General features: G+C 54.3%; 20 protein-coding genes and 1 tRNA gene. 17 read left to right on the forward strand and 4 right to left on the reverse strand.

The features are described 5' to 3' along the window. From VK738_04145 to pyk, 12 genes are all read left to right on the forward strand, one after another. Positions 1-235, forward strand: a 235-nt coding sequence (locus VK738_04145) for a hypothetical protein (GenBank protein HTD21819.1), incomplete at its 5' end; no start/stop codon positions are given. 324 nt (positions 236-559) lie between these two features. After that, a tRNA-Trp gene (locus VK738_04150) sits at positions 560-635 on the forward strand. Positions 636-701: 66 nt separating this feature from the next. Beyond that, on the forward strand, positions 702-962 hold the full coding sequence (secE, locus tag VK738_04155; protein ID HTD21820.1) for a preprotein translocase subunit SecE: 261 nt from the start codon (positions 702-704) through the stop codon (positions 960-962). Positions 963-973: 11 nt separating this feature from the next. Next, a complete protein-coding gene (nusG, locus tag VK738_04160) occupies positions 974-1,594 on the forward strand; it encodes a transcription termination/antitermination protein NusG (protein ID HTD21821.1) in 621 nt (206 codons plus the stop codon). A gap of 51 nt (positions 1,595-1,645) precedes the next feature. After that, positions 1,646-2,080: a 50S ribosomal protein L11 gene (gene rplK, locus VK738_04165; GenBank protein HTD21822.1), complete on the forward strand. Its 435-nt coding sequence runs from the start codon at positions 1,646-1,648 to the stop codon at positions 2,078-2,080. Positions 2,081-2,147: 67 nt separating this feature from the next. Further along, positions 2,148-2,855: a 50S ribosomal protein L1 gene (gene rplA / locus VK738_04170; GenBank protein ID HTD21823.1), complete on the forward strand. Its 708-nt coding sequence runs from the start codon at positions 2,148-2,150 to the stop codon at positions 2,853-2,855. Between the two features lie 71 nt (positions 2,856-2,926). After that, positions 2,927-3,460 carry a 50S ribosomal protein L10 gene (gene rplJ, locus VK738_04175; GenBank protein ID HTD21824.1) on the forward strand — a complete coding sequence of 178 codons (534 nt, stop codon included), beginning with the start codon at positions 2,927-2,929 and terminating at the stop codon, positions 3,458-3,460. Positions 3,461-3,646: 186 nt separating this feature from the next. Then, a complete protein-coding gene (gene rplL, locus VK738_04180) occupies positions 3,647-4,030 on the forward strand; it encodes a 50S ribosomal protein L7/L12 (GenBank protein HTD21825.1) in 384 nt (127 codons plus the stop codon). Between the two features lie 387 nt (positions 4,031-4,417). Then, positions 4,418-8,893, forward strand: a complete 4,476-nt coding sequence (rpoB, locus tag VK738_04185) for a DNA-directed RNA polymerase subunit beta (protein ID HTD21826.1) — start codon at positions 4,418-4,420, stop codon at positions 8,891-8,893. 171 nt (positions 8,894-9,064) lie between these two features. Continuing rightward, positions 9,065-13,264 carry a DNA-directed RNA polymerase subunit beta' gene (gene rpoC, locus VK738_04190; GenBank protein ID HTD21827.1) on the forward strand — a complete coding sequence of 1,400 codons (4,200 nt, stop codon included), beginning with the start codon at positions 9,065-9,067 and terminating at the stop codon, positions 13,262-13,264. Positions 13,265-13,517: 253 nt separating this feature from the next. Beyond that, complete coding sequence (locus VK738_04195) at positions 13,518-14,399, forward strand: YihY/virulence factor BrkB family protein (GenBank protein HTD21828.1); 882 nt, start codon at positions 13,518-13,520, stop codon at positions 14,397-14,399. Between the two features lie 36 nt (positions 14,400-14,435). Further along, the gene (pyk, locus tag VK738_04200) at positions 14,436-16,025 is read left to right on the forward strand and encodes a pyruvate kinase (protein ID HTD21829.1); all 1,590 of its coding nucleotides are present in this window, start codon (positions 14,436-14,438) and stop codon (positions 16,023-16,025) included. Between the two features lie 60 nt (positions 16,026-16,085). Here the strand turns inward: pyk and VK738_04205 are convergent, their stop codons facing one another. Then, complete coding sequence (locus VK738_04205) at positions 16,086-17,036, reverse strand: rhomboid family intramembrane serine protease (GenBank protein HTD21830.1); 951 nt, start codon at positions 17,034-17,036, stop codon at positions 16,086-16,088. A 5-nt stretch (positions 17,037-17,041) separates the two neighbouring features. After that, positions 17,042-18,520, reverse strand: a complete 1,479-nt coding sequence (locus tag VK738_04210; protein HTD21831.1) for a M20/M25/M40 family metallo-hydrolase — start codon at positions 18,518-18,520, stop codon at positions 17,042-17,044. Between the two features lie 113 nt (positions 18,521-18,633). Between VK738_04210 and VK738_04215 the strand changes: the two genes are divergently transcribed. The 3 genes from VK738_04215 to VK738_04225 all read left to right on the forward strand — a co-directional run bounded on the left by VK738_04215 (position 18,634) and on the right by VK738_04225 (position 19,748). Beyond that, the gene (locus VK738_04215; protein ID HTD21832.1) at positions 18,634-18,831 is read left to right on the forward strand and encodes a hypothetical protein; all 198 of its coding nucleotides are present in this window, start codon (positions 18,634-18,636) and stop codon (positions 18,829-18,831) included. After that, positions 18,821-19,231: a hypothetical protein gene (locus tag VK738_04220; protein HTD21833.1), complete on the forward strand. Its 411-nt coding sequence runs from the start codon at positions 18,821-18,823 to the stop codon at positions 19,229-19,231. The genes VK738_04215 and VK738_04220 overlap by 11 nt, the downstream gene beginning before the upstream one ends. Before the next feature lie 79 nt (positions 19,232-19,310). Next, positions 19,311-19,748, forward strand: a complete 438-nt coding sequence (locus tag VK738_04225) for a carboxypeptidase-like regulatory domain-containing protein (protein ID HTD21834.1) — start codon at positions 19,311-19,313, stop codon at positions 19,746-19,748. A gap of 108 nt (positions 19,749-19,856) precedes the next feature. Here VK738_04225 and VK738_04230 read toward each other — a convergent pair whose 3' ends face one another. Further along, entirely contained in the window at positions 19,857-21,779 is a 1,923-nt protein-coding gene (locus VK738_04230) for a 30S ribosomal protein S1 (protein ID HTD21835.1), read from the reverse strand. 701 nt (positions 21,780-22,480) lie between these two features. Here VK738_04230 and VK738_04235 point away from each other — a divergent pair. After that, the gene (locus VK738_04235; protein ID HTD21836.1) at positions 22,481-23,827 is read left to right on the forward strand and encodes a DUF2252 domain-containing protein; all 1,347 of its coding nucleotides are present in this window, start codon (positions 22,481-22,483) and stop codon (positions 23,825-23,827) included. 827 nt (positions 23,828-24,654) lie between these two features. On the opposite strand, the gene VK738_04240 is transcribed toward VK738_04235, so the two are convergent. Next, positions 24,655-25,650 (reverse strand): tyrosine-type recombinase/integrase, encoded by a 996-nt coding sequence (locus VK738_04240; protein HTD21837.1) that lies wholly within the window; start codon positions 25,648-25,650, stop codon positions 24,655-24,657. Between the two features lie 560 nt (positions 25,651-26,210). On the opposite strand from VK738_04240, the gene VK738_04245 reads away from it, so the two are divergent. Further along, positions 26,211-26,681: a DUF1203 domain-containing protein gene (locus tag VK738_04245; protein HTD21838.1), complete on the forward strand. Its 471-nt coding sequence runs from the start codon at positions 26,211-26,213 to the stop codon at positions 26,679-26,681. The last annotated feature ends 259 nt before the right edge of the window (positions 26,682-26,940 follow it).

The following is a 26,940-nucleotide window of genomic DNA, read 5'->3' on the forward strand; positions in this document are numbered from 1 at the left end:
CGGCAGACATACGCCGTTCTTTAAGGGCTACCGTCCGCAGTTCTACTTCCGTACGACGGACGTGACGGGCGTGGCGGAGTTGCCGGGCGGCACGGAGATGGTGATGCCGGGGGACAACGTGGCGCTGACGATTGAGCTGATTACGCCGGTGGCGATGGAGAAGGGCTTGCGGTTCGCGATCCGCGAAGGCGGCAGGACCGTGGGTGCCGGGACCATCTCGGAAGTTTTGGCATAAGAAACTATCCCAAGGCGCAAGCCTTGGGATTACAAAATTCAAACATTAAGTCCGCAGGGACGATATAGTGAGATAGCAGTTATGCGCGAGATTGTTACATTGCAGTGCGGCGAGTGTAAGGACCGGAACTACTCGACGACCAAGAACAAGAAAACCACGACCGAGCGTCTGGAATTCAATAAGTTCTGTCGCAAGTGCCGGAAACACACGCCGCATAAAGAAGTGAAATAATTGAGTAATCGGGTAATTTGGAAATTGATTTAGAGCCTGGAACGAACGACTCCAATTCCCAATTACATAATTTCAAAATTGCTCAATTTATGGAGGGGCGTAAGCTCAACGGCTAAACTGCCGGTCTCCAAAACCGGACTTGGGGGTTCGAATCCCTCCGCCCCTGCCAGGACTTAAAGAGAAGAGAGCAGATGCAGCCGGAAGCGGCTGGGTCTAAAAGAAAAGTAGGATTCAAATGGCAAAGTCGGCAATTGCAACGAATTATGAGAACGACAGCATTGGGGAAAGGCTGAAGTCGTTTCCTACCCGCACCCGCAGTTTTTTAAGCGAGGTGCGCAATGAGATGCGGCATGTTTCCCGCCCGTCCGTCAAAGAGGTTCGTGCCACGACGATTGTGGTCATTGTCGCGGTGGCGATATTCGGGACGTACTTTGCGATAGTAGATTTTCTTTTAGGCCGAGGTGTTGATTGGGTATTCCATTATTTCTCCAAGTAAGCAGCACTGATATGAGCGAAGAAATCAAATCTAACGCGAAAGACTCCGAACCGCAGGGCGCAGGTGTTCCTGCGCCGGAGCAGCGGACGCCATCGAACCCGAACTTTAGGTGGTACATCATCCATACCTACTCCGGGTTTGAGCGCAAGGTAAAAGAGTCGCTGGAGTCGCGCGTGCAAGCGTTTGGACTGCAGGAGAAAATCGGCAAAGTGGTGATCCCCACCGAGACCGTGACCCAGATGCGCGGCGGAAAGAAGTACACCAGCGAGCAGATGTTCTATCCGGGCTACGTTTTGGTGGAGATGGACCTGGATGACAACGTGTGGCATCTGATCAAATCCACGCCCCGCGTGACTGGTTTTTTGGGTAATGCGCAGCATCCTGCGCCGCTCAGCGAAGAAGAGGTCAACCAGATTGTTTACCGGGTCTCGAGTGGGAAAGACAAGCCCAAACTCAGGGTCAAATTCGAGAAGAACGAATCCGTGCGCATCACCGAAGGGCCGTTCGCCAATTTTAACGGGGTCGTGGATGAGGTCAATGAGGATCGCGAGACCCTGAAGGTCATGGTCACAATTTTCGGACGCGCCACCCCGGTTGAACTGGAGTTTGGGCAAGTCGAAAAGGTGGCATAAGAGCACACCTGCAAAAGAATTTGGAATTCATAAAAAGGATTTAGGAAATTTATGGCAGTCAAGAAAGTTACCGGACAAGTCAAGTTGCAAATCGCGGCAGGCAAGGCCACGCCTGCGCCGCCGGTTGGTCCTGCACTGGGACAGGCGCAGGTCAACATCATGGAGTTTTGCAAGCAGTTCAACGCCAAGACTTCGGCGAAAGAGTTGGATGGGTTGATTATCCCGGTGGTGATCTCGGTCTATAGCGACCGCTCGTTCACCTTCATCACCAAGACGCCGCCGGCTTCGGTGCTGCTCAAGCGCGCGGCTGGAATAGCCAAAGGCTCAGGCACTCCGAATAAGGACAAAGTGGGCAAGGTCACAGAAAAGCAGGTTGCCGATATCGCCAAGCAGAAGATGCCGGACCTGAATGCTGCCAGCGTTGACGCCGCAATCAAGAGTGTGAAGGGAACGGCGCGCTCCATGGGAATTGATGTAGTTGCTTAAAAAAATTTAAACACCACGGCCATTTGGAACAAAAAATGAGCGGTGGAAGACTGAAAGGTCAAAAACAATGCGCAAATCAGGAAAAAACATTACCAAAGCACGCGCCGCGATTGAAAAGCGCCCTTACGCCCTGAACGAAGCGGTGCCCCTCTTACAGAAGGTCAAATATACCAAATTTGACGAGACGGTAGAGGTCACCATGCGGCTGGGGGTAGACCCCAAGCATGCAGACCAGATGGTACGCGGCACAGTAGTTCTGCCGCACGGTTTGGGTAAATCCAAAAAAGTTCTGGCCATCGTTGGAGCTGACAAATTCCAGGAAGCCCGCAATGCCGGGGCGGACTTTGTCGGCGGTGAAGACATGGTGGAAAAGATCCAGAAAGAAAACTGGAGTGATTTTGACGCCGTCATCGCCTCGCCCGACATGATGAAATCTGTGGGTAAACTGGGCAAGGTGCTCGGTCCGCGTGGTTTGATGCCCAACCCCAAGACTGGCACGGTCACTAATGACGTGACCAAGGCTGTGACCGAAATCAAGGCCGGTAAGGTCGAGTTCCGCACCGATAAAACCGCGCTGGTGCATGTGCCTGTGGGCAAGATCTCGTTCACGCCCGATAAGCTGGTGGAGAACGCCACAGTAGTGCTGACCAGTGTTATCAAGGCCAAGCCGGCTGCAGCCAAGGGCAAATACATCAAAGGCGTGACGCTTTCTTCCAGCATGGGGCCGGGAATCAAGATTGATACCTCCGCAGTGGAAGCAGCCGCAAAGGCGTAAAGATTTTGCAGCAAGATGATGTCAAAGAGATTTGAAGCGCGCACGGCGCGCTGAGCCAAGAGGAAAAGAAAATGGCCGTAACTAAAGCAAAAAAGATTGAGCAAGTTGAAAAGATGGGCGCTGACTTCAAGAAGGTGAAGAGCGCCATTGTAGGCAGCTTTGCCAAGCTGACCGTGGCGCAGGATTTTGAACTGCGTAAATCGGTGCGCTCGGTGGGTGGCCGTTATCGCGTGGTCAAGAATACACTGGCCACTCGCGCCGCCAAGGGAACAGCAATCGAAGAGGGCCTGAAGAACCTCAAAGGGGTTACTTCGGTCGTAACCACGGAAGGCGATCCGGTGGCGCTAGCCAAGGCGCTCACCAAGTACGCCAAAGATAACCCGGAGTTCACCTTCAAGGCGGGCATCGTTGAAGGCCGCGCTATTTCGATCAAAGAGATCGAAGCGTTGGCCAGCATGCCGAGCAAGGAAGAGATTTATTCCAAGCTGCTGTTCCTCATCAATGCCCCAGCGCAACGTCTGGTTACGGTTCTGAATGCCGTCGGCCGTGATGTAGCTGTGGTGCTGAATCAAGGCGTGGAAAAGAAGAAATTTAAGGAAGCCTAGGATTTTTGTAGAGACGTAACATGTTGCGTCTCTACACGGTAATTAATTTTCGCCAGGGCGGGTGGTGCGCTGTTCTGGCTACAGGTTCTGAGTCAATGAAGTTTCTTTGGCGCGCTGTCTGGAGCGCATCGGAAGCCAAAAGAACGGAAGGCTCAACAGCACAAATTCAAATTTTGGAGAAACAACATGGCTGATTTACAGCAATTGGAAGAACAAATAGTAGGGTTGAGCCTGCTTGATGCGGCCCAGCTCGTGAAAAAGCTGGAAGAGCGCTTGGGTGTCTCGGCAGCGGCAGCAGCCCCGGTAGTTGTGGCGGGCGGCGGTGCGGCGGCGGGGGCAGCGGCTGCGGCGGAAGAAAAGACCGAATTTGCCGTCGTGCTGACCAGTGCAGGCGCCAATAAGATCAATGTAATCAAGGCTGTACGTGAAGTCACCAGCCTGGGCTTGAAAGAGGCCAAGGACTTGGTGGATGGCGCTCCTAAGACCATTAAGGAAGGCGTCAACAAGGAAGAAGCCGAGACCATCAAGAAGAAGTTTACCGAAGCCGGCGCAACTGTCGAAGTAAAGTAAGGCTAAGCTTTTTGCCTACAAGGTGATTGGGGCCATTGGGGAGGTATTCCGGTGGTCCAATCCCAGCTTTGACAGAAGAAAAGACTGCTTGGTGGCCAACGCAGCTTTGAGAATTCTGTTACAATTAGTTACGACGAACTGCTGACCAGGGCGGGGCGTCCTCTCAACCGACTGGTTTTTCAAACTGCGCGTTAACAAATAAATCTCGATTGAGGCCAAGTGCTCGAAATGGCGCTTGCGGGGCAATACGTCTCCGCGAGCGTTGCTGCATTTTTAAGTCCAAACCCACAGCCGCAGAGCTGTGGTTTTTTCGCCACGACGCTGAACAGCTCGTGGCCTGATGAAGCGACTCCAGGGTTTCCCTGAGTTTAGAAGGATTTTTGACCAATGCCGATCAAGAATATTGCCTCTCGCAATCGCCTAGACTTTTCCAAAATTCCCGCGACCATTCAGATTCCTAATCTGATTGAAGTCCAGAAGCGCTCCTACGAGCGTTTTCTGCAGATGGACCGGCTGCCCAGCGAGCGCCAGGAGACCGGATTGCAATCCGTGTTTACCTCCGTGTTTCCCATTACGGACTTTCGCAATGTTTCCCAGCTTGATTTCGTGGATTACGCCATCGGCAACTGGGAGTGTAAATGCGGCCACCTGAAGGGGCTGCACCACCTGCGCACCACCTGCCGGAATTGCGGCAACACTGTAATCACCGATCCGTTCCATGCTGGCGATGTGCTCTGCAGCAATTGCGGAACCTACAACACCAACACTCCGGACTTCTGCACCAAGTGCGGCGACCCAGTCGGCCTGCAGTTGAAGTACGACGTGAACGAGTGTGAAGAGCGCGGCATGACCTATTCTGCGCCGCTGAAGGTGACCATCCGCCTCACGATTTTCGACAAAGATGCCGAAACCGGCAACCGCAGCATTCGCGACATCAAAGAGCAGGAAGTGTTCTTTGGTGACGTGCCTTTGATGACCCAAAACGGGACATTCATCATCAATGGGACAGAGCGCGTGATTGTCAGCCAGTTGCACCGTTCACCGGGCGTCTTCTTTGAGACTGCCGCGAACCGCACTTACTTCCTCGGGAAAATCATTCCTTACCGCGGCTCCTGGGTGGAGTTTGAATACGACCAGAAGAACATTCTTTACGTGCGCATTGATCGCAAGCGCAAGTTCCTGGGGACTATCTTCCTGCGCGCGCTCGGACTGCGCTCCGATGAAGATATTTTGAAGACGTTCTACACCGTAGACAAGATTGCGTTGAAGAACAAGAAGATTTACTGGACCCTGGAACCAGGCGTCGAGAAGCCTACCAGTCTTTTGGGGATGAAGCTCACGCACCGCATCGTTAACAAGAGCGGAGAAGAAATTGCGCACTCCGGCCGCAAGCTGAACCATGCTCTTCTGAAGGAAATTCAGAAGGCAAAGATTTCAGAAATTGAAGTTGATGTGGGCGATCTGGAAGGTGCATACGCTGCCGCCGATATAGTGGACACCAATACGGGCGAAGTCCTGGTTGAAGCTAACACCGAAATCACTACCGACAAGCTTTCCAAGATCGCTGAAGCGGGTGTTGCCGAAATCCAGGTGTTCTTCCCTGAGCGCGACGACGTGGGAACGGTCATCAGCACAACCCTGCGCCGCGATTCCGTCAAGACGCCGCAGGAAGCGCTGATTGAAATCTACCGCAAACTGCGTCCGGGCGATCCGCCGACTCTGGATACTGCCACAGCGTTGTTTCATGGCATGTTCTTCGATCCGCGCAAGTACGACTTCTCTCGCGTGGGCCGTTTGAAGTTCAATATCAAATTGTTCGAGAAGGCCGATGCTTCCAGCCTCGACAACCGCACGCTGGAGCCGGAAGATTTTTACGGTACGATCCGCTACCTGTTGAAGCTGCGCAAAAATATCGGCCTGGTGGATGACATTGATCACCTGGGCAATCGTCGCGTACGAGCCGTGGGCGAGTTGATGGAAAACCAGTTCCGCATCGGTCTGGTGCGCATGGAGCGCGCGATTAAAGAGAAGATGTCGGTGTATCAGGAGATGTCCACGGCCATGCCGCACGACCTGGTCAACGCCAAGCCGGTCATGGCTGCCATCCGGGAATTCTTCGGATCGTCGCAGCTCTCGCAGTTCATGGATCAGACCAATCCGCTCTCCGAGATCACGCACAAGCGGCGTCTTTCCGCGCTTGGGCCGGGTGGTTTGTCTCGTGAGCGCGCCGGGTTCGAAGTGCGCGACGTGCACCCTACGCACTACGGGCGTATTTGTCCTATCGAGACCCCGGAAGGTCCAAACATCGGGCTTATCTCTTCACTGAGCTGCTATGCCCGCATCAACGACTACGGCTTCATCGAGTCGCCTTATAGAAAGGTGAAGGCCGGACGTGTGCTCGATTTTATTACCGTTGTCAACGGCGGGGACAGCGACTACCGCGTCGGAGACGTCATTGAAAAGCACGAAGTAGAGAAGGCCAATGCCGACCTCAAGGAGCGCCGCAAGCGCCAAATCGAGAACGAGCCACATTCCTTCTATCTCTCTGCCTGGGAAGAAGACCGCCACGTCATCGCGCAGGCCAACGTAGAGTTAGATGATAAGGGCCGCATTACCAGCGAGCTGGTGAACGCCCGCAAGGCGGGTAACTTTGTGCTGGTCAGCCGCGACGAGGTGGATTTCATTGACGTCAGCCCGAAGCAGCTTGTTTCGGTGGCTGCGTCGCTGGTCCCATTCCTCGAACACGACGACGCCAACCGCGCACTCATGGGTGCGAACATGCAGCGCCAGTCGGTTCCATTGTTGCGCGCCGAAGCTCCCATTGTGGGAACGGGGATGGAAGGAGTCACCGCGCGCGATTCCGGCGCAGTTGTCCTCGCCCGCCGCAACGGAATTGTGGACTCAGTGGATTCCGAGCGCATCATCGTACGCGTGGAAGGCGAGCATCATCCGACGCAGCTCTCCCGCGAGGTGGGAAGCGATATTTATGCGCTGACCAAGTTCAAGCGCTCCAACCAGAACACCTGCATCAACCAGAAGCCGATTGTCCGTAAGGGCGACCGCGTGCTGAAAGGGCAGGTGATCGCCGACGGCCCCTGCACCGATCAGGGCGAACTGGCCCTGGGCCGCAACGTGCTTGTGGCCTTCATGCCCTGGCGCGGGTACAACTTTGAGGACGCGATCCTGATTTCGGAAAAGATGGTGAAGGAGGATTACTACACCTCCATTCACATTGAAGAGTTCGAGATCGAGGCCCGCGATACCAAGCTCGGACCGGAAGAAGTCACGCGCGATATCCCCAATGTGAGCGAGTCATCGTTGCGTGATCTCGATGAAAGCGGAGTCATTCGTATCGGCGCCAGCGTGAAGCCAGGAGACATTCTGGTAGGCAAGGTCACGCCCAAAGGCGAGACCCAGCTCACGCCGGAAGAGAAGCTGCTACGCGCCATCTTCGGCGAAAAGGCCGGCGATGTGCGTGACGCCTCTCTCACCTGCCCTCCTGGTATCGAAGGCACGGTGGTGGATGTGAAAATCTTCTCGCGCAAAGGCCAGGAAAAAGACGAGCGCGCGAAACAGATCGAAGCCACTCAAGTCGAGCGACTGGAAAAGAACCTTGCCGATGAGATCCGAATTCTCACCGACGAGCGCCTGAAACGCCTGGAAGCTTTGCTGGGCGACAAGAAAGTCGAGGCTGACCTGCACGATGAGAAGACCAACAAGCGTCTTCTGACCAAGGGTACGGTCCTCGACCGCGAGACCATCGAGCGTATTTCGACGCGCAACCTGAAGCGCATCAAGTATGCCGATAAAGACCCGCGTGTGAACGAGCAGATTGATGAAATCGAAGAGATGACCTCGCGCCAGATTGACGTTCTGCGCAAGATCGTCAAAGAGAAGGTCGAAAAGCTGCAAAAGGGCGATGAACTTCCTCCCGGCGTAATCAAGCTGGTAAAGGTTTACATCGCCATGAAGCGCAAGCTCAGCGTAGGCGACAAGATGGCCGGCCGCCACGGCAACAAGGGCGTGATCGCGCGCATTCTGCCGGAAGAGGATATGCCTTATCTGGCTGACGGAACGCCGGTTGAGATCGTCCTCAACCCGCTGGGTGTGCCCAGCCGTATGAATGTGGGACAGATACTTGAAACCCACCTGGGTTGGGCGGGTCACGAGCTCGGCCAGCGCGTCTCTGAACTTCTGGACCGCACCCGGATCAAGGTTGAAGACGTACGCCGCGAACTGAAGAAGATCTTCAAAGACAGCGCTTTTGTAGACACCATCACTGAACTCGATGATGAAGCACTTATGCGCGTGGCAGAAACCTTCGAGAAGGGAGTCTATTTCGGTTCGCCGGTGTTTGACGGAGCCCGCGAAACGGAAATCAAGTCTCTGCTCTCTGAGGCCGGTCTGCCGACATCAGGCAAAGTGGATTTGTTCGACGGCATGACCGGAGAAAAGTTCGAGCAGCCGGTGACCGTAGGCTACATCTACATGCTGAAACTCTCTCACCTGGTTGATGACAAGATTCACGCGCGCAGCATCGGTCCGTACTCGCTGATCACCCAGCAGCCGCTGGGTGGTAAAGCGCAGTTCGGCGGACAGCGCTTCGGAGAAATGGAAGTCTGGGCGCTGGAAGCTTACGGCGCTGCCTACATCTTGCAGGAGCTGCTGACAGCGAAGTCTGACGACGTTTATGGCCGCACCAAGATTTACGAGGCCATCGTCAAGGGCGAAGCTGCCATTGAGCCCGGCGTTCCGGAATCGTTCAACGTTCTGGTCCGCGAACTCCAATCGCTCTGTCTCGATGTTGAGTTAATCAAGGTGGAAGGCGGCAAGAAGCAGATTGTGGCCGCCGCCGCCGACTAAAAGACAAGTTGCCGGAAGCCAGTTGCCAGTAGCCAGTTGTGGCTGGCTTCCAAATTTCAATTGCATTGAGCCTGCAAAACGCTCCGACGCTGCAGGCAAGAAAACTGGCAACCGGCCACTCATAACTGGCCACTGATTTTCGGAGCCGTTCGTGGTGCACGCAGACGCCACATGGAGGAACCCTTGTACCGTTCGAGCCCATTCGATCTCGGAAACCCGGTCAGTGATTTTGACGCTATCCGCATTAGCTTGGCATCTCCGGAAAAGATCCGGAGCTGGTCCCATGGTGAGGTCACCAAGCCTGAGACCATCAACTACCGTACCTTCAAGCCGGAACGTGACGGTTTGTTCTGTGCCCGCATCTTTGGTCCGGTCGCCGACTGGGAGTGTCTGTGCGGCAAATATAAGCGCATGAAGCACCGCGGCGTCATCTGCGACAAGTGCGGTGTTGAAGTTACGCTCTCCAAGGTGCGGCGTGAGCGCCTGGGACACATCGAGCTGGCCTCGCCCTGCTCGCACGTATGGTTTTTCAAGGGACTTCCTTCGCGCATCGGCCACATTCTGGATATCTCGCTGCGCGAGCTAGAGTCCATTCTCTATTTTGAAGCCTATGTCGTTGTTGATCCCGGCGACGCCCCGGTGAAGGACTACGAGGTCATTAAAGACGAGCAGCACTTCCGCGAGCTCGACCAGCAGTACCGCGCCACCGGCTTCAAGGCCATGATGGGCGCTGAAGCTATCAAAGAACTGCTCAAGCGCGTTAACACAGATGAGTTGTCGCTGGAGCTGCGCGAGAAGATGAAGCACGAGAGCTCGCTGCAGAAGCGCCTCAAGTATGCCAAGCGGCTGAAAGTCGTGGAAGCCTTCCGCAGAAGCGGTAACAAGCCCAATTGGATGATCCTGGATGTAATTCCGGTCATTCCGCCTGAGCTGCGCCCGCTGGTGCCGCTCGATGGCGGACGCTTTGCGACTTCAGATTTGAACGATCTGTATCGCCGCGTGATCAACCGCAACAACCGCTTGAAGAAGCTGATGGACCTGCACGCTCCTGAGGTCATCGTGCGCAACGAAAAGCGCATGTTGCAGGAAGCCGTGGACGCGCTCTTCGACAACGGCCGCCGTGGACGTGTACTGCGCGGCGCCAACAATCGTCCGCTCAAGTCGCTCAGCGATACGCTGAAGGGAAAGCAAGGACGCTTCCGCCAGAACCTGCTGGGCAAGCGTGTGGATTACTCCGGTCGTTCGGTCATCGTGGTAGGTCCGGAGCTCAAACTGCATCAGTGCGGCCTGCCCAAGAAGATGGCGCTCGAGCTATTCAAGCCGTTTATCTATCACCGGCTAGAGCAGACCGGGCAGTGCACCACCATCAAACAGGCCAAGGAAATGGTGGAGCAGCAAGAGCCCATTGTATGGGACATTCTGGAAGAGGTCATCAAGGACCATCCCGTGCTGTTGAACCGCGCCCCCACCCTGCACCGTCTTGGCATTCAGGCCTTTGAGCCCGTGCTGGTGGAAGGTAAGGCCATCAAGATCCATCCGCTGGTTTGCACCGCTTTCAACGCCGATTTCGACGGCGACCAGATGGCTGTGCACATCCCGCTTTCGCCCGAAGCGCAAGTGGAAGCCAGCGTGTTGATGCTCTCTTCCCACAACATTCTTTCTCCCGCGTCGGGCCAGCCCATCACGGTGCCCACGCAGGATATGGTGCTGGGACTTTACTACCTGACCAAAGAGCGCAAGGGCGCCAAGGGTGAAGGCCGGGCTTTCGCCAATATTGATGAAGTGCTGCTCGCGCTCGATTCCGGTGAGGTGGAGACGCTAACCCCGATTCGTCTGCGGTACAGCGGCGAGGTCATTGACCTTACCGCGGCCTACGACGATCAGGATGTCTTGCACACCGAACCCAAAAAAGTCGAGCGCCAGTTGCTGAATACCACCGTAGGCCGCGTGATCCTGAACGACGAGCTTCCTGACGCGATGCCGTTTATCAACGGGCTGCTGAAGAAAAAGGGCATCGGGCAGCTCGTGAACTATTGCTACCTGCGCTTTGGTCTCGAGACCACTGTCAAGATGCTCGACCAGGTCAAGCAGCTTGGCTTCCGCTCCGCTACTCGCGCCGGTCTTTCCATCGGAATTGATGACATGGTCATTCCCGATGACAAGGCCACGCTGGTCAGTCGCGCCGAAAAAGAAGTCATCAGCGTGCAACAGCAATACCTGGATGGCGCCATCACCTTCGGCGAGCGCTACAACAAAGTTGTAGAAATCTGGTCGAAGATCACGGAAAAAGTTGCCGATGAAATGTTCGATGCCATGAAGCAGCAGGACAAGGCCGGCAACCTGAATCCGATTTACGTCATGGCCGACTCCGGCGCCCGCGGATCGAAACAACAGATTCGCCAGCTCTCCGGCATGCGCGGTCTGATGGCCAAGCCGTCAGGTGAAATCATCGAAACGCCAATCACGGCAAACTTCCGCGAGGGGTTGACGGTGTTGCAGTACTTCATCTCCACGCACGGAGCGCGCAAAGGTCTGGCAGATACGGCGCTTAAGACAGCCGACTCCGGTTATCTGACCCGCCGTCTGGTAGACGTGGCCCAGGACGTGATCATCAGCGAGGGCGATTGCGGCACGCTGGATGGCATTTATGTCGGCTCCATCGTTGAAGCCGGCGACATCATCGAGCCGCTGCGTGACCGTATTATTGGACGCGTTTCGCTGGAGAAGATCAAGGATTACGAGGGCAACGTCATCGTTGACGTCAATCAAGATATCAACGAAGAACTGGCTTCCGCGATCCAGGCTGCCGGCATCGAGCGCGTTAAGATCCGCTCGGTGTTGACCTGCGAATCCAAGCGCGGCGTATGCGTCAGTTGCTACGGACGCAACCTCGCCTCAGGACGCCTGGTCGAGCTGGGTGAGGCCGTAGGCGTGATTGCAGCCCAATCTATCGGTGAGCCGGGAACGCAGCTTACTATGCGTACCTTCCACATCGGTGGAACCGCATCGCGTGTCTCCGAGCAGTCGCGTCTCGAGGCAAAAAACGCCGGTATGGTGCGCTTTGTCGGTTTGCAGACCGTCCGCTCCAAGGCAGGCGATCTGGTGGTGATGAACCGCGCCGGCTCCATCACGGTTTTAGACGAAAAGGGCCGGGAAAAAGAACGCTACGCCGTGGTATACGGCGCAAAAATCAAAGTCGAAGACGGTGCCCAAGTCACACTCGGCCAGGCCATGGTGGAGTGGGACCCATACACCTTCGCTATCCTGACCGAAATCGGCGGACAAGTGCAATACAAAGACTTGCAGGAAGGCTTGACCCTGCACGAAGAAGTGGATGAAGTCACCGGACTTTCACGCCACGTGGTCACCGAGTCGCCCGATGAGAAGCGCCAGCCGGCGATCCTCATTAAGGGCAAGAGCACGCGCCGTTATCTCATGCCGTCGCGCGCCCACCTCATGATCAACGACGGAGACACCGTGCATCCTGGCGATGTGCTGGCCAAGATTCCGCGTGAAACCACCAAGACCAAGGACATCACGGGCGGTCTGCCGCGCGTGGTGGAACTGTTTGAAGCTCGCAAGCCGCGTGAGACGGCTGTCATCAGCGAAATTGACGGTGCGGTGAAGTTCGGCGAGGTCGCCAAAGGACAGCGCAAGATCTTCGTCATCAGTGACACGGGAACGGAAAAAGAGTACTCCGTGCCCCGCGGCGTGCACATCAACGTGCAGGAAGGCGAGCGCGTGAAGGCCGGCGAGCCGTTGATGGATGGCCCGCTCAACCCGCACGACATCCTTGCCGTACTGGGTGAGAAGGAGCTGCAGGCCTACCTGGTGAACGAAATCCAGGAGGTCTACCGCCTGCAGGGCGTCAACATCAGCGACAAGCATATTGAGGTGATTGTCCGCCAGATGATGCGCTGGGTGAAGGTCGAGGACGTGGGCGATACCACCTTCCTGCTCGAGCAGCAGGTGGATAAGTTCCACTTCCGCGAAGAGAACGATCGCGTGATTGCCAACGGCGGCAAACCGGCAACAGGCCGTCCGCTGCTGCTGGGCATCACCAAGGCCTCGCTCTCTACCGATTCGTTCATCTCTGCCGCCTCCTTCCAGGAGACGACGCGCGTGCTGACCGAAGCCTCCATCAACGGAGCGGTAGATCACCTGCGCGGGCTGAAGGAGAACGTAATCGTTGGCCGCCTCATCCCGGCCGGCACCGGCATGGAGCATTATCGCAACGTGCGTCTGGCGCCGGAGTTGGAAGAAGCTGCCGCCAAGGTGCAGGAAGAGGTCTCACAGGCCTACCAGGAGGCCGAGCGTCAGCTCGAACTCATGCGTCAGGAAGGCGAGACCGAAGAGCTAACAGCAGAATAGTTGTTGCAGAGAGGTCTTTTTTGGCAATGCCGCGCCTTCTTTATAAGGGGTCGCGGCATTGCTGTCTGGCCGACGACGCCTGCTGATCGCACTTGCGCGCTTGATGAAGTTGAGTTTCCAAAATTCATTCGTAAGTGCTTTTACCGCTGCTCACTAGATAACTTGTTGATTCCAAAGCGCCGTCTTAATGAGGTGAGGCTGGGAGGATCAACACTAGCCACCAAGGTTGGCTGACTGGTACTCTTAACAGCTTATGCTTCGCTTTCTGCGACTCTTTCGTTTGGCATTGTGGCGCGGTTTTGAGCATGACGTGTTCACCTCGGCGCGGTCAGCGGCCTACTATTCGATTCTGACGCTGTTTCCTGCCCTGATGGTGTTGGCATCTGTTTTGACGGCATCGCATCGAAGCGTCGAATTTGTTCAGGAAATTGGCGAAGCGCTGAATGCCATTATGCCGCCCGGCGCGAAACAGGCAGTTCGTTCATATTTTGAGAACCCGGAGGCGCGTCCGCTCAGCACCCTGGTTTCTGCCACAGCTATCATGCTCTTCGCAGCTTCGGGAGTGGTGGTTTCATGGATGGATGGTTTTGTGCGTGCCTACCGCATGGAGCACTGCTGGAACCCCTTTAAAGAGCGCTGGATCGCGTTTCTCCTCGTGCTGGCTTCCTTTGTTCCCATGACCATGGCGACGCTTTCTGCGGCCTTTGGCAGCGAGATCGAAAAATGGGGGATTCTGCACAGCAGCGGCCAGTTGACGCCGCTGATTCTGATGTTATCGTCGCTGTTGCGCTGGCTTATTTCCATGCTCACCAGCGTGGCTGTTTTGGCGTTGATCTACCATTTTGGATTGCCCCGCTGGCAACCCTGGTACCGTGTTTTACCGGGGGCAGCCCTGGCTACGGTCCTCTGGCTGACAGCAACCGAAATTTTTGGCTGGTATGTAATCAATTATGCTGACTATAACCAGATCTATGGGCCGCTGGGTGTGGCCATCGCACTGCTTGTCTGGCTCTATATAATCTCTTTTATCGTACTGATTGGAGCTGAGTTCAACGCGCTCATCTACCCGCGCACTATAGTGGCCCCGCCGGTGGAAGATGCCAAAGCGGCAGAGCCCGCAGTTCAATCCCGCTGAAGAAAACGAATAAACTAATAAACTAAGGAAACGAATGTGACAACCGTTCCACCGCTGGATATCAAGGACATGGATGAAGTGCAAGAGCACGATCACGAACCAGTCTCGCCTGTGCGTGATAGTAAGCGCCGTGCCAAGATCGTATGTACCATTGGCCCTGCGAGCAGTTCCGAAGCCGTGCTGCGCGATCTCATGCGTATGGGCATGGATGTTGCCCGCCTGAACTTCTCGCATGGCGGCTATCCGGACCATGCCAAGCGTATTGAGCTGCTCCGCCGCGTGGCCGAAAAAGAAGGCCGCAGCATCTGCATCCTGCAAGACCTGCAGGGGCCCAAGATTCGCACCGGCAGGCTCAAATCCCGCATGCCGGTTGCGCTCAAGGCCGGTTCAAGGGTGGTGATTACCCCCCGTGACGTGCTGGGAACGCCTTCCTTGATTTCCACCACTTTCCAGACCCTGGCGCACGACGTTGAACCGGGTGCACGCATTCTGCTATGCGACGGGCTGATCGAGCTACGCGTGCGCGCCATTCACGGCGACGACGTGGAGTGTGAGGTCATCAACGGCGGTTTGCTGGGCGAGCACAAGGGCATCAACCTTCCCGGGCGCGTGCTCAGCGTGCCTTCCCTGACGGAAAAAGATGAGCAGGACCTGGCCTTTGGCATCAAGCACGCCGTAGACGCAGTTGCGGTTTCTTTTATCCGCACCGCCGATGACGTGCGGGCTGTCAAGCGCCAGTTGGCGATGCACAACTCCGACATGCCCGTGATTGCCAAGCTGGAAAAACCGCAGGCCATCGAGCATCTGGAAGAAATTTTCGATGTAGCGGAAGGGGTTATGGTGGCGCGTGGCGACTTAGGTGTGGAGATGCCGCCAGAAAAGGTGCCGATTATCCAGAAGCACATCATCCGGCGTGCCCTGGCATGGCGCAAGCCGGTGATTACGGCCACGCAGATGCTGGAGTCCATGATTGAAAATCCGCGCCCCACCCGCGCCGAAGCCAGCGACGTGGCCAATGCCATCTTCGACGGCACCGACGCCGTGATGCTCTCGGCGGAAACCGCCAGCGGCAAATATCCGCGCGAGGCCGTGGCCATCATGTCGCGGATTGTGCTCGAGGCCGAAAGCAATATGGGTGAGACCGTGATCCGCCGCCGCCACAATACGCATCAGCTCTCGATTGCGGAAACCATTTGCGAATCGGTGGCGCATGCTGCGCTTGATCTTGATATGCGCGCCATCTCCGTGTATACGGAAAGCGGCAATACGGCGCGACTCATCTCCAAATATCGGCCCAAGTGTTTGATCTACGGCTTCTCCCACATACCCCGCGTCTGTAATCGCCAGAATATGCTCTGGGGAGTCTATCCGGTAGCCTGCGGAAGAATTCCTTCGGCGGAAGACATGGTGCTCTACGCCGAACGCGAACTCTTACGATCAAACGCAGTTGCGCCAGGTGATGTCATGGGGGTCGTAGCCGGCACCCAGAGATTTTCCGGTTCAACTAACTTCATGCGGCTGCATGTAGTCGGGGCCAGCGATGCCCAGGATTTCCATCGTCCGCGCAGCAAACAACGCCGCAAACCCGCGCGTATCCACGCTGCACAGGAGCGCCGAAAGCGATAGGGAAGAGAGGGTGGGTCAAATCCTTCAATTCCTTAAGCTTAGATTCTTGTTGCGGAAACGCTAATTAATCCAAGGCTTCTTGCTGTCATCTTCTTCGCGGCGGCGGCCTTCTGCAGACTCTGGATCAATGTAGTTGCCGTGCTCGTCAAAGTACACTTGGCGGTCGTGCTTGCGCATGTAAACTTCAAACTTGCGGGCGGCACGGCGGCGCTTCCAGCGGTAGTAAGCGTCGCGCCAGCGGGCGAGGAAAGATGGTTTCTTGCCGGGGGTAGGTTCATCAAAAGCCCGGTCGGAGAGCCCACGTCCGACATATACGGCAGGAGCAGATCTTCGTCTGGAAAGACTGCGGTCCATGAATTTGACGTAAAGCACGGCGTAGATAAGTCCGCCGAAAGCTGAGCCCAAGTTCAAGATTCCAGCCATCTCGGTAAATGAGAGAACCAAATCCACAACAATGGCAATCCATACCAGATATTTGGCTTTGATCATGAACGGGAACGGAATCATCATGAATTCCATGTCCGCCCACAAGATTCCAATAACTCCCAACATGCCCAGGATGGCGCCATTAGCGCCCATGAAGGGCATCTTGAAACCCAGGGGAATTTTGAGGGCATAGACCAGCACTGTGGAGCCCACTCCTCCCGCCAGGGCGCAGGTAAGATAGAAAATCAAAAAACGCCGTGTTCCCCACACGGACTCAAGAAAAGATCCTAAGAACCAGATGCCCAGCAGCACACCAATAATATTGAGTACGCCAACATGGATGAATGCATACGTTACAAATTGCCATACAAACCCGTGCACTGCGTCCTTGGGCCACAGAGCAAGAAAGTTGAATACGACCCCCACAATCGGCATGGTTGGAGCAGAAAGACTGAAAAGTTCAAGCAGCAGGAAAACCCCAAGGTTAATGGCAAGCAGCCACACCACACCACGAGTAAATGGGGGCAAGGAGAGGGTCATTCCACCCGTCGTCGTACTCGGAGGCCGGTATTTTCGCTGTACCATAAACTTTATCTTTCTGGAGTGGGAACCACCGGTAAACTCTTGTGTCCCTGGTTGTCCACGGCGCGCACGGCAAAGATTACATTGTCCTTCGAGATAGCAACGTTTGCAAGGCTGCGCGCGTTTTTCCCATACTCCGCGTTAAAGAGCTTTGATTGATCCCTGGGAACTATGTTCCAGGCGCTTGCGTCGGTTTCCCTCCACAGGATTTCATATTCAACATTGCCGTCGGCCGAAGGGATCCAAGCCAGCACAGTATTATTTTCCAGCTCCTTGGTTTCAATCTTTACGTCCTGAGGCGGCGCTGGGGCCAAAGCCAGTGACGCCAGCGTAGCTGCATTGAGCCGTGCCACATTGGCCACATAGTCGAAATTCACAAACTTTGGCAAATCACCATATTCGATGCCATTTTCCGTGCGCACGTTCTGGTGCTGATGGTGAAAATCTTCACGCCATTCTGTGAATCGAACTGCGGCGAAGCCCTCTTCATTAAATGAAGTGTGATCGCCCCCTCGCAGGTAACGGTCGCGGCGGTAGATGAGGGTCGGAGCAAAGGAGTATGGCGAGAGATAAGCATTGCCTACCTCGGTGATGTAGCGCGCCAGCTCGCGTGAGGGCGAGTCATTTTCCCCTCCTAGGGCTCGAATCAAGCGCAATTCCGCCTCATTAGCAGCGGCAGGAACACCTTCCGAAAAGACACGCACAGTCTTCGAATTTTGGTAAGGGTTTTTGTCTCCTCCAACAATGTCGTTGTTCAAGACCGCTTCAATTTGCCACTCTTTCTGCCGGGCCATTTGTGCGAAGTGCTTGCTGCCGTAGAGCCCTTGCTCTTCTCCTGCAACGGTCAGAAAAATAATCGTTCCGGGGAACTTAAGCTTGCTGAGAACTCGCGCGCATTCCAGCGAAACCGCCGCACCGCTGCCGTCATCGTTGGCGCCCGGAGCGGCATCGGTCGTGTTCAGTGTGTCGCTGTTACGGGAATCGTAGTGGCCGGTCACCAGCACTATGCGATTGGCGCTCTCCGGATCGCTTCCCCGCAAAACCGCATAAACGTTGGAAAGCTCGGTCGGTTGCGGGACCCGCTCAGAAACCGGCTGGGTAAAGGTATCAAGCTGCACGTCGAGACAATCCCCGCAATCTTTCGAGTAGCGCTCGAACTCACTTTTAATCCAGTCGCGGGCGGCATAAATGCCGTGACCGCTCGCCGCCGGTTGCGTGGAAGAGAGAGTGCTACGATTGCCGAAGCTAACCAGCGTCTCAATAGTCTGCTGAATTCGGGTCGCTGAGATGCTCTTCAAAGCCTGGGCGATGGTGGCATCAGACTGTATTTTGGCCTGTGCGGCGACTGTTGTCCCTTTGGCCTTTGTAGTGTGAGAAGATTTTGCAGTGGGCTGAGAAGATTTCGTGGCGGAAGGGTTTTCGGCGGCGGCTCCCAGGCATAGGGTCATCAGAAAAACAATAGGCAGAAAAAATTGCTTGCCAGTCATAGAAGAATTCCTTATTAATTTACGAGTAATGCCCCCAGCCCTCTTGACGCTGGTGCACATAAGATTCTAAATATAAATAGGGACTTTGAAAGAAAGAATGAGGAAAAAACCAAATGGTGCTGTGTCCTGAATGTGAATCCGACCTCGATATTGCCGAAGACGAAGTAGATGAAGGCGACATCGTCTCCTGCGGCGAGTGCGGCACAGATTTTGAAGTAGTGACCATCAATCCACTCGAACTAAACCGTGTTGTTGAGGAAGAAGAGGAAGAAGACGAAGACGAGGAAGAAGAAGAGGAAGATGAATACTAATTCCTCCGGCGCGCTTTCGTGGCTGCTTTCTGCTCGGGCGGTTTTGCTTATCGCAGCTCTTATGTCAGCATATCTTCCGCAGACGCTGGCGGGACAGTCCGGCTCGCATTCCCGTTCTAAAGAAAAGCCCTATGCGCTGATCTATGGCACCGTCTATGGCCCCGATAACCGCGGTCTTTACGGCGTGAAAGTCAAGATCCGGCGCGCCGATGAGAAAAAGGCCAAATGGGAGCTGTATTCCGACCAGCGGGGTGAATTTGCTCAGCGTGTTCCGGCGGGCGAAGCCGACTACATCGTATGGGCGGACGTGAAGACGCACAAAGGCGCGCCTCCACCGGATGTAAAAGTTCATATCGAAAATGATGAACGCCAGGATATCGGCCTGCATCTAACTGAGTAATAGGCATACGTGAGAGACTAAGAAGTGTGGCGGGGCTTAATTTTTTGGCAGACGATGTGAGCCCACAAGGAGGTACACAATGTCGAATACGAAACGGTTTATCGCATTTTTTGCTTTAGTGTTGGCAGGTGAACTGGCCTACGGCTTCCAGTACAGTATTGGCGGCGGTAATAGCGCGAATCAGGGAACCATGGCGCCTGAAGCTCCAAAGAAGGCGCCGACCGTGCGCTCTGTAACCGGTGTAGTTCTCGACCAGAACGATAACACGATTCCTCATGCGATTGTGTACTTGAAAAACAACAAGACTCTTGCTGTAAAAACTTCGATTACCAACGACAATGGAAGCTATCAATTTACCGGTCTTGTGCCCAATCAGGACTACGAGCTTTATGCGGGGCTCAACGGAAGCAAAGGCCCCACCAAAACTCTGAGTGGGTTCGATTCACGCGAAAAAACTACACTTAATTTACACATAGATCAAAAACCAAAAGAACCACAAGAATCAAAATCAAAGTAGGATGGCGTAGTTTTCATTTTTCGTTGCAACCCTAAGTTATGCCTGAAGCCTGTTTAAAAAAACAAAAGCCGCGGACGACTCCGCGGCTTTATCCATTGCCAAAAAGTGTTAATTCTGGTCGTTGCTGGCTCGCTTGAGTGACATGATCTCGCCCAGTGTGGTTGTTCCGCCGGAAGAACTGGAAACCGGTTGCTTATAGGCTTCCACATCGGCACGGCTGGCTTCCTCACCTATTCCACGCAAGCTCAACCCGACTTTCTTTTCTTCAGGATTCATCTTCACGATCTTGAAATCGTATTCCTGGCCGGGCTCCAGCTTAATGGATGAGCCGTGCTCATCCACCGCCTCGGAGTTATGGCAAAGCGCTTCCACGCCCTCTGAAATCTGCACAAAGGCGCCGAATTGGGCTGTGCGCAACACCTTGCCGTGCACCACATCGCCAATTTTATGAGTGTCGAAGAAGCTCTGCCAGGCATCGGGCTGCAACTGCTTGATGCCAAGAGAGAGGCGCCGGTGTTCGGGTTCGATGGCCAGCACCACGGCTTTCACCTTTTCACCTTTTTTCAGAACTTCGGAAGGATGTTTCACGCGCTTGGTCCAGCTCATATTGCTCACGTGGACCAACCCGTCAATTCCTTCTTCGACCTCCACAAAAGCGCCAAACTCGGTGAGGTTCCGAACTTTACCTTCAACCACCATCCCAGTGGGATACTTCTCGTGGAGAGTGTCCCAGGGGTTGGTTTCGAGCTGCTTGAGGCCAAGCGAAATACGCCGTTCGGCAGGATTCACATTCAGCACCACGGTTTCAACCTGATCGTTGACTTTAACGATCTTTGAGGGGTGCTTCATGCGCTTCGACCAGCTCATCTCGCTTACATGGATCAAGCCTTCGATTCCCTGTTCCAGTTCTACGAAAGCGCCGTAATCGGTGACGCTGATGACGCGTCCTTTTACATGGGCTCCGACGGGATAACGTTCGGCCGCGTCGAGCCAGGGGTCGGGCGTGAGTTGCTTGAAGCCCAACGATACCCGTTGCTTGTCTTTATCGAATTTCAGGACTTTGACGTGGATCTCGTCACCAACATGCACCAGGTCGCGAGGATGCGTAAGGCGTCCCCATGACATATCGGTGATATGCAGCAGACCGTCAATGCCGCCCAAGTCCACAAACGCGCCGTAATCAGTCAGGTTCTTCACCGTGCCAGTTAGGTCCGCTCCTTCGTACAGCTTTTCGAGCGTCTGGGAGCGCTGCTCAGCCACAATTTCGTCGAGGATCGCCTTCCGTGAGACCACAATGTTGCCACGCTTGCGGTTTAACTTGATCACGCGAACCTCGAGTTCCTGCCCTTTCATGGCATCGAGGTTGTGCGCTGGCTTCACGTCTACTTGCGAGCCGGGAAGGAATGCGAGCGCGCCGCCCAAATCCACCGAGAGCCCACCCTTGACGCGTTCTACGATGCGTCCCTTGACGGTGGTCTTCTCGTCGTAGGCCTTTTCGATCGCCTCCATGGATTGCAGGCGCTGGGCCTTCACATGCGAGAGCTTGGGATATCCCTCTTCGGTCTCTCCATGCTCCATCATGACGGCAATCTCGTCGCCGGGCTTGAACTTGGGGTTGCCCTCGTGGTCCGTTATCTCCGCGAGAGGGACCATGCCTTCGGACTTGCCGCCAATATCCACGACAAGGTAAGTGGAGGTGAGTTTGAGCACAGTGCCGGTGAGAACTTTGTTCTCCATCGCGGCCATGGCTTCGGTTTGGGCTGCTTCAAAATTTTCTAAAACGGTTGCGAAATCTTCCATGTTGGTTTCTTGTTTGTCACCGGGAGCGCCGGGAAGCTTTTGGCTGCCGGTGTGCCGGAGGTTTTCAAAATGATGATCGCTTGCGATATTCCCGCCCTGTGTCGCATCGTTGGCAGATTCTTCACTCGAACGGGCCAGACTGGTGCCCTGCTCTTCCGCAGGTTGCTCGTAAGACGCGGGTTCGGTTGTGCGGGATGGACTCTCTTCGAACGCGTGATCTACAAAAATCATGCTGCCATCTGCCTTTCCAGGAAATAGAAACCCCTGGAATCAGAAATCGAGACGACGGCTGGTAAATGCTTCTGCAGGTGTGAACGTGCCTGTTTCGAGCGTGCTAGTGGATTCCCAGCGGCCGGAATCTTGCACTGAGGACCCCATTGCAAGACTCTTCGACTATAACAATCCTGTGCAAAGGGTGTCAAACCTCCTGCTGCACTTTCTGCGATGCAACCACTTGCTTTATCTCCATTTCTGTAGTTTCGCAAAATGTGCCATCTCGAGCAACGCCGTACCGTAATAAGGTGAGCGCAGCCAGGGCAGTTAGCGAGGACCAGCCAGACTCGCATGGGCCGCCAAGCCCTTAGAGCACCGGGTGAGCGAAAATATGAGCGCCGGGCAGCGCGAGCGAAGCGCGAGGGCGCAGCAGCGAAGCGTTGCGGAGCCCTTAGATTTTGGATGGGGTGAGCGAGAAGCGAGCGCCGGGCAGCGCGAGCGAAGCGCGAGGGCGCAGCAGCGAAGCGTTGCGGAGCCCTTAGATCAAAGACAAAAAAGCTGTGACGCCATTGCGGCATCACAGCATTCGGAGTCAACAGTATGGAGCTAACCAAAATTAGGGTGAATAGTAACGAACGTAAGCAAAAAGAAAATTAAAACTGTGTGAATTCATCGTTAAAATGACCAATGGCTAAATTTGCGGTATTTCCCTTGCGTGTATGGAACAACCTTTAAAGTCGCTCAGCAGGAAAATTCCTGGCCCTGATGAACTTCGGCGTTATGGCCGAAGCCGCCGTGAGGTCGCGAGTCGTTCCGCTCTGGGAGAATGGAACAGTAAGCGCCGGCGCTTTGATCCGATTGAATTGATCATAGCTGCCAATCGTGGTCGGGTTCCCAGACTCGTTCCTGTCAAGATTGGGCGCATGGCCGCCTCGCCCTTTGGGTTTTTTCGGGGAAATGTCCCACTCATGGCCGCTGATCTGGCCACCTTGCCCACCAGCGGACTGATCACACAAATCTGCGGAGACGCCCACGTCCGCAATCTCGGGGCTTATGCCGCTCCCGATGGCGAGTTAATTTTCGATATCAACGATTTCGATGAAACCATTCGTGGACCCTGGGAGTGGGACATAAAACGTATGGCGGCAAGTGTGGTGCTTGCCGGCAGAGAGGCTGGCTGCTCTGAAGAGCGCTGTAAAGAAGGAGTGCTTCTGTTGATGCAATCCTATCGCACGTCGGTCTCAAAATTTTCGAATATGACGTTCATTGATCTGGAACGTTTTCATGTGAAGCGTCATTTGCGCCTGGCACCAATCGCGGAGGTTCTCCAGAAGGCCCGCCACGCAACCCCTTTAGAGACTCTGGAAAAATATACGCGCCAGACAAAAAACCGCCTTCCGGCTTTCATTGAATCCAAGCCCTTGCTCATGCATGTCCCTAGGCGCATAGTGCGTCAGGTGCTTGCCGCGCTTCAGAGCTATCGCGAGACTCTTTCGAGTGAGCGCCAGAAGCTGCTCGACCAGTATTCTCCCGTGGATGTCACGTTCAAAGTAGTAGGAACAGGAAGCGTGGGAACACGCGACTACGTCGTGCTTCTGTTCGGCAACGGATTCAAGGATCCTTTGTTCTTGCAAATAAAAGAGGAGCCGCCTACCGCCTATGCGCGCTATGTGAAAGAGATCGAGAATTTTCTAAATGAGGGCCGCCGAGTGGTGGAAGGCCAGCGTCGTATGCAAACCCAGTGCGATCCGCTCCTGGGCTGGACTGCCATCGAAGGCCGCGACTACCTGGTTCGACAGCTCAATGATCATAAGGCCGGCATTGAGATGGAGGAGTTGAAAGGACAGGGGCTGACGGATTATGTCCGGGTATGCGGCGAACTGCTGGCCAAAGGACATTCCCGCGCAGGCAACCCAGCAGCCTTAACCGGATATCTTGGTTCCAGCGACAAGATCGATAAGGCTATTACAAAATTTGCCTTTTCCTATGCCGACCAAGCTTGCCGTGATCATACGCAGCTTAAAACCATGATCAAAGCCGGAAAAATTCAAGCGTCAAAGGAATAAGCACTAATCAAAAATATTTGGTTTTTCGAACCTGCGACCAAGGGATTATGAGAACTCTGTTCTACACAAATATAACCTTGTGCTGTCTTCTCAGCCAACCATAAACAGTGGTCACCGCTATTTGTGAGAGTACATTAAATATTGCAGGATAAGTTGTCAATAACATAATTTGTAATACTTTCTTTAGTTTGCATAATTTCAAGTGACATTTTCCAAACATTTTAGAAAAATTATGTTCCTCAGGAGCTGATTTTATCTGTAAAAAGTTCGAGGTGCGACTGCTCATGGCGCGCTTGAGCCGCCTAAGAGCAAAAAGACCAGTGTTGTAATGAATCCAGCACTATCAAATATTTTTAGAAACGGATGCGGCAAATACTCTGTTTACCTGCTGTTACGCCGACCTGACCTACGGCGGTCTTCGCACTCACGGGCCAGTACCAGTCGAATTAATGGTCTGTTCAGTGCCCATTGGGCCTCATTCGGAGGCCAGCTAAAACAATGAGGGGTGCGGCTAACTTTTCTGGCTCTCCAATTTCCCTGCGGTTCGAACATCGAGACTGCTTCGTGGAATTTTAGGCCCCCGAAGTGGAAATCGGAGGCCTTGTGTAAGAGTTGAGGGGATATGTTGGCATTCTAATCGCACAGCCAGAGCTTTGCAGCAACTGTTTTGCAAAATCGAAGGCGCGGTAATTCCATTATGGGAAAGAATCCTATCTGGAAATCTTTTTGTTAGTTACCCTATGAGTACTGTTTTTAGCCAGGTTTTATTTCTTCTTCGTGATTATTCCTTTTTGACAAGCAAAGCTCGCACTTTCCCCTCCAGACGTTTACATGGACTGCGCCCAGGGAGGCGCCGCTCCTATTCTGGTGGGCTTTTTCTGCGCGGCCGCGACCGCGTAGCGCCGCTTTACGATCTCGCCAATCTGCACGTAATGGCGCGTCATTTTCTCGCTGATGTGGCCGGCGTAGGACTTCATGATCTCTATCGGCGTGCCAGCCTCAGCGTAGCGGGTAAGTGCGGTGTGACGCAGGGCGTTGATCTGGAACCAGGGGAAGCCGGCAGATGAGCGCACTTCGTTCCACGGTTTTACCAAGCCCCAATCGCTGACCGGGCGAGTTGGATCCCACATATTTGTGATGAGGCGCATAGGGAAAAGGTAGTGCTGCGGATCACGAGTACCGAGAACGCGGGCACGCTCGATGAGCTGTGCTATTGCCCACTGGCCATCCTCTAGCAGGGGGACGCTGCGCACGCGGTATTTGTTCTTCCCCCAGCGAACATAGATCATGGCATCGCCACGGGAGACATCGCCCAAGCGCAGTCCGCGCATCTCATAGCTTGAAGACGTGGTATTAAGAACGATGAGCGCATAACAATATATGACCCGCCAGCGCTCCTGGCTGGATGCAACGGAAAGAAAGTGCTCCTGCTCTTCGGGGGAAAGTGCCCGCGGAATCTCGCCTTCTTCGTATTGCAGCGGCTCATAGGCTTCTTCCAACTCCAGCGACCAGGACTCGCCGCGCTTTAAGACTTGTATCAGCAGGCCAAGCTCCTGGTTGATCTTGTTAGGGCCAGCATGGGGTGCGCGTGTGGCCTGATATTTGCGCAGATGACCGGCATTGATTTCACCGATAGAAATGCAACCAAAAAACTGATTCAACGAACGGATGTACTGGGCATAACTCCTCAGGGTACGCTCGCTAACATAACGATGACGGCGCCGAGTCCCGTGGGGGGCGGCAGGACCATCGAATTTGCGAGACTGAAGCCAGATTTCGGCGGCGGTGGCAAAAGATTCATCGGGGGTAATGGCAAATTGCATAACAGCCTTCTTTCTGGATTCGCACGCTGGACCATGGCAGCAATGCGCGCGTGGGAATCAGCGGAAGATTGAATTGTAGATTCGCCTTTTGTTCGCTGTCAATAATTATAGTTATCTTGTTTTCAATGATATAAGCTTTAAGATATACATAAATCTTTTCCTGGTCTGGCGGCACGGTGCGAATAGCCGTGCCAGAATGGTCCTCAAGCCAAAATGGAACTCAAAAACGCCTCATCTCGTTAAAGTATTACAGAACTTTAATTCGCTTGGATGCGGAGGGATTGAAGGGTACATAAAAAAGAAGAGTCACAAAAAACGCACTTTGTGCCACTTTGGAAAGATTCCAACAAGGAAGTACTTAGGCGGGATATTCCCGTATGGGTTGTGCTGTGGAGAGCTTCCGCACTCCCATCAGCTTCATTTTCACTGTGTGCTTCTTCATAACCAATTACCACATTGAACGCAAGCTTCGGATAGCTCTCAAAACGGAGTAGCCCCATAATTTACGGGATGAGCTTTGGCAACTGCCTGATATCTCAATCTCTATGAAGAGGGGAAAAATGAGTTCCATTCGAGTCATCGCGATCCCAACTAAGCTTGCAGAACGTGTACGCGCGACTCTTGAAGCACCCGGGTATGGACATCCTGCCTACATAGAAGTTGCAACCGGGTACGGTCCATGTCGACATTGTCTCCACACCTTCCAAATTGGAGAAGAGAAGCGCATTTTGTTTACCTACGATCCTTTCCATGGTTTAGAACCATTGCCACTGCCGGGCCCCATCTTCATTCATGCCGAACCGTGCCATCGGCATGAAGAGAGTTCGGGATTTCCTAAAGACATTCGCTCGCATCGGCTCACCATGATTGCCTACGGCGCGGGGCGGAAAATAGCAGGAGAGGAGTACGTCGATAATGGTCTGGTTGAAGGGCCGGTTGAAAGCCTACTCGCTCTGCCCGGCGTCCGGTATTTGCACGTTCGTGACACAGAAGCTGGTTGCTATGACTTTCGCCTAGAACGTGCTGAGTAAGACGGTAGTGCACTATCTCATGAGTATGCAAAGACATGAGCACGCCAGCATCCGCGTAAGCTAGAAAGCCACTAAACAACACACACTTGTCTAGCTGTTTTTTTATCGGGACTCAACACCTCATCGCAGATGGATGACTTGAGCCGCGTGCTGACCCAATTGACCTGGTATCAAGTTTTGGAATTAGAAGGGAATTGGTGGAACTATTGGAAGGAGAATAACTGACGAAGTGACATGGACTGAGGAGGCGAATATTGCT

This window comes from Terriglobales bacterium, assembly GCA_035487355.1.
Lineage (GTDB): Bacteria > Acidobacteriota > Terriglobia > Terriglobales > Acidobacteriaceae > QIAW01.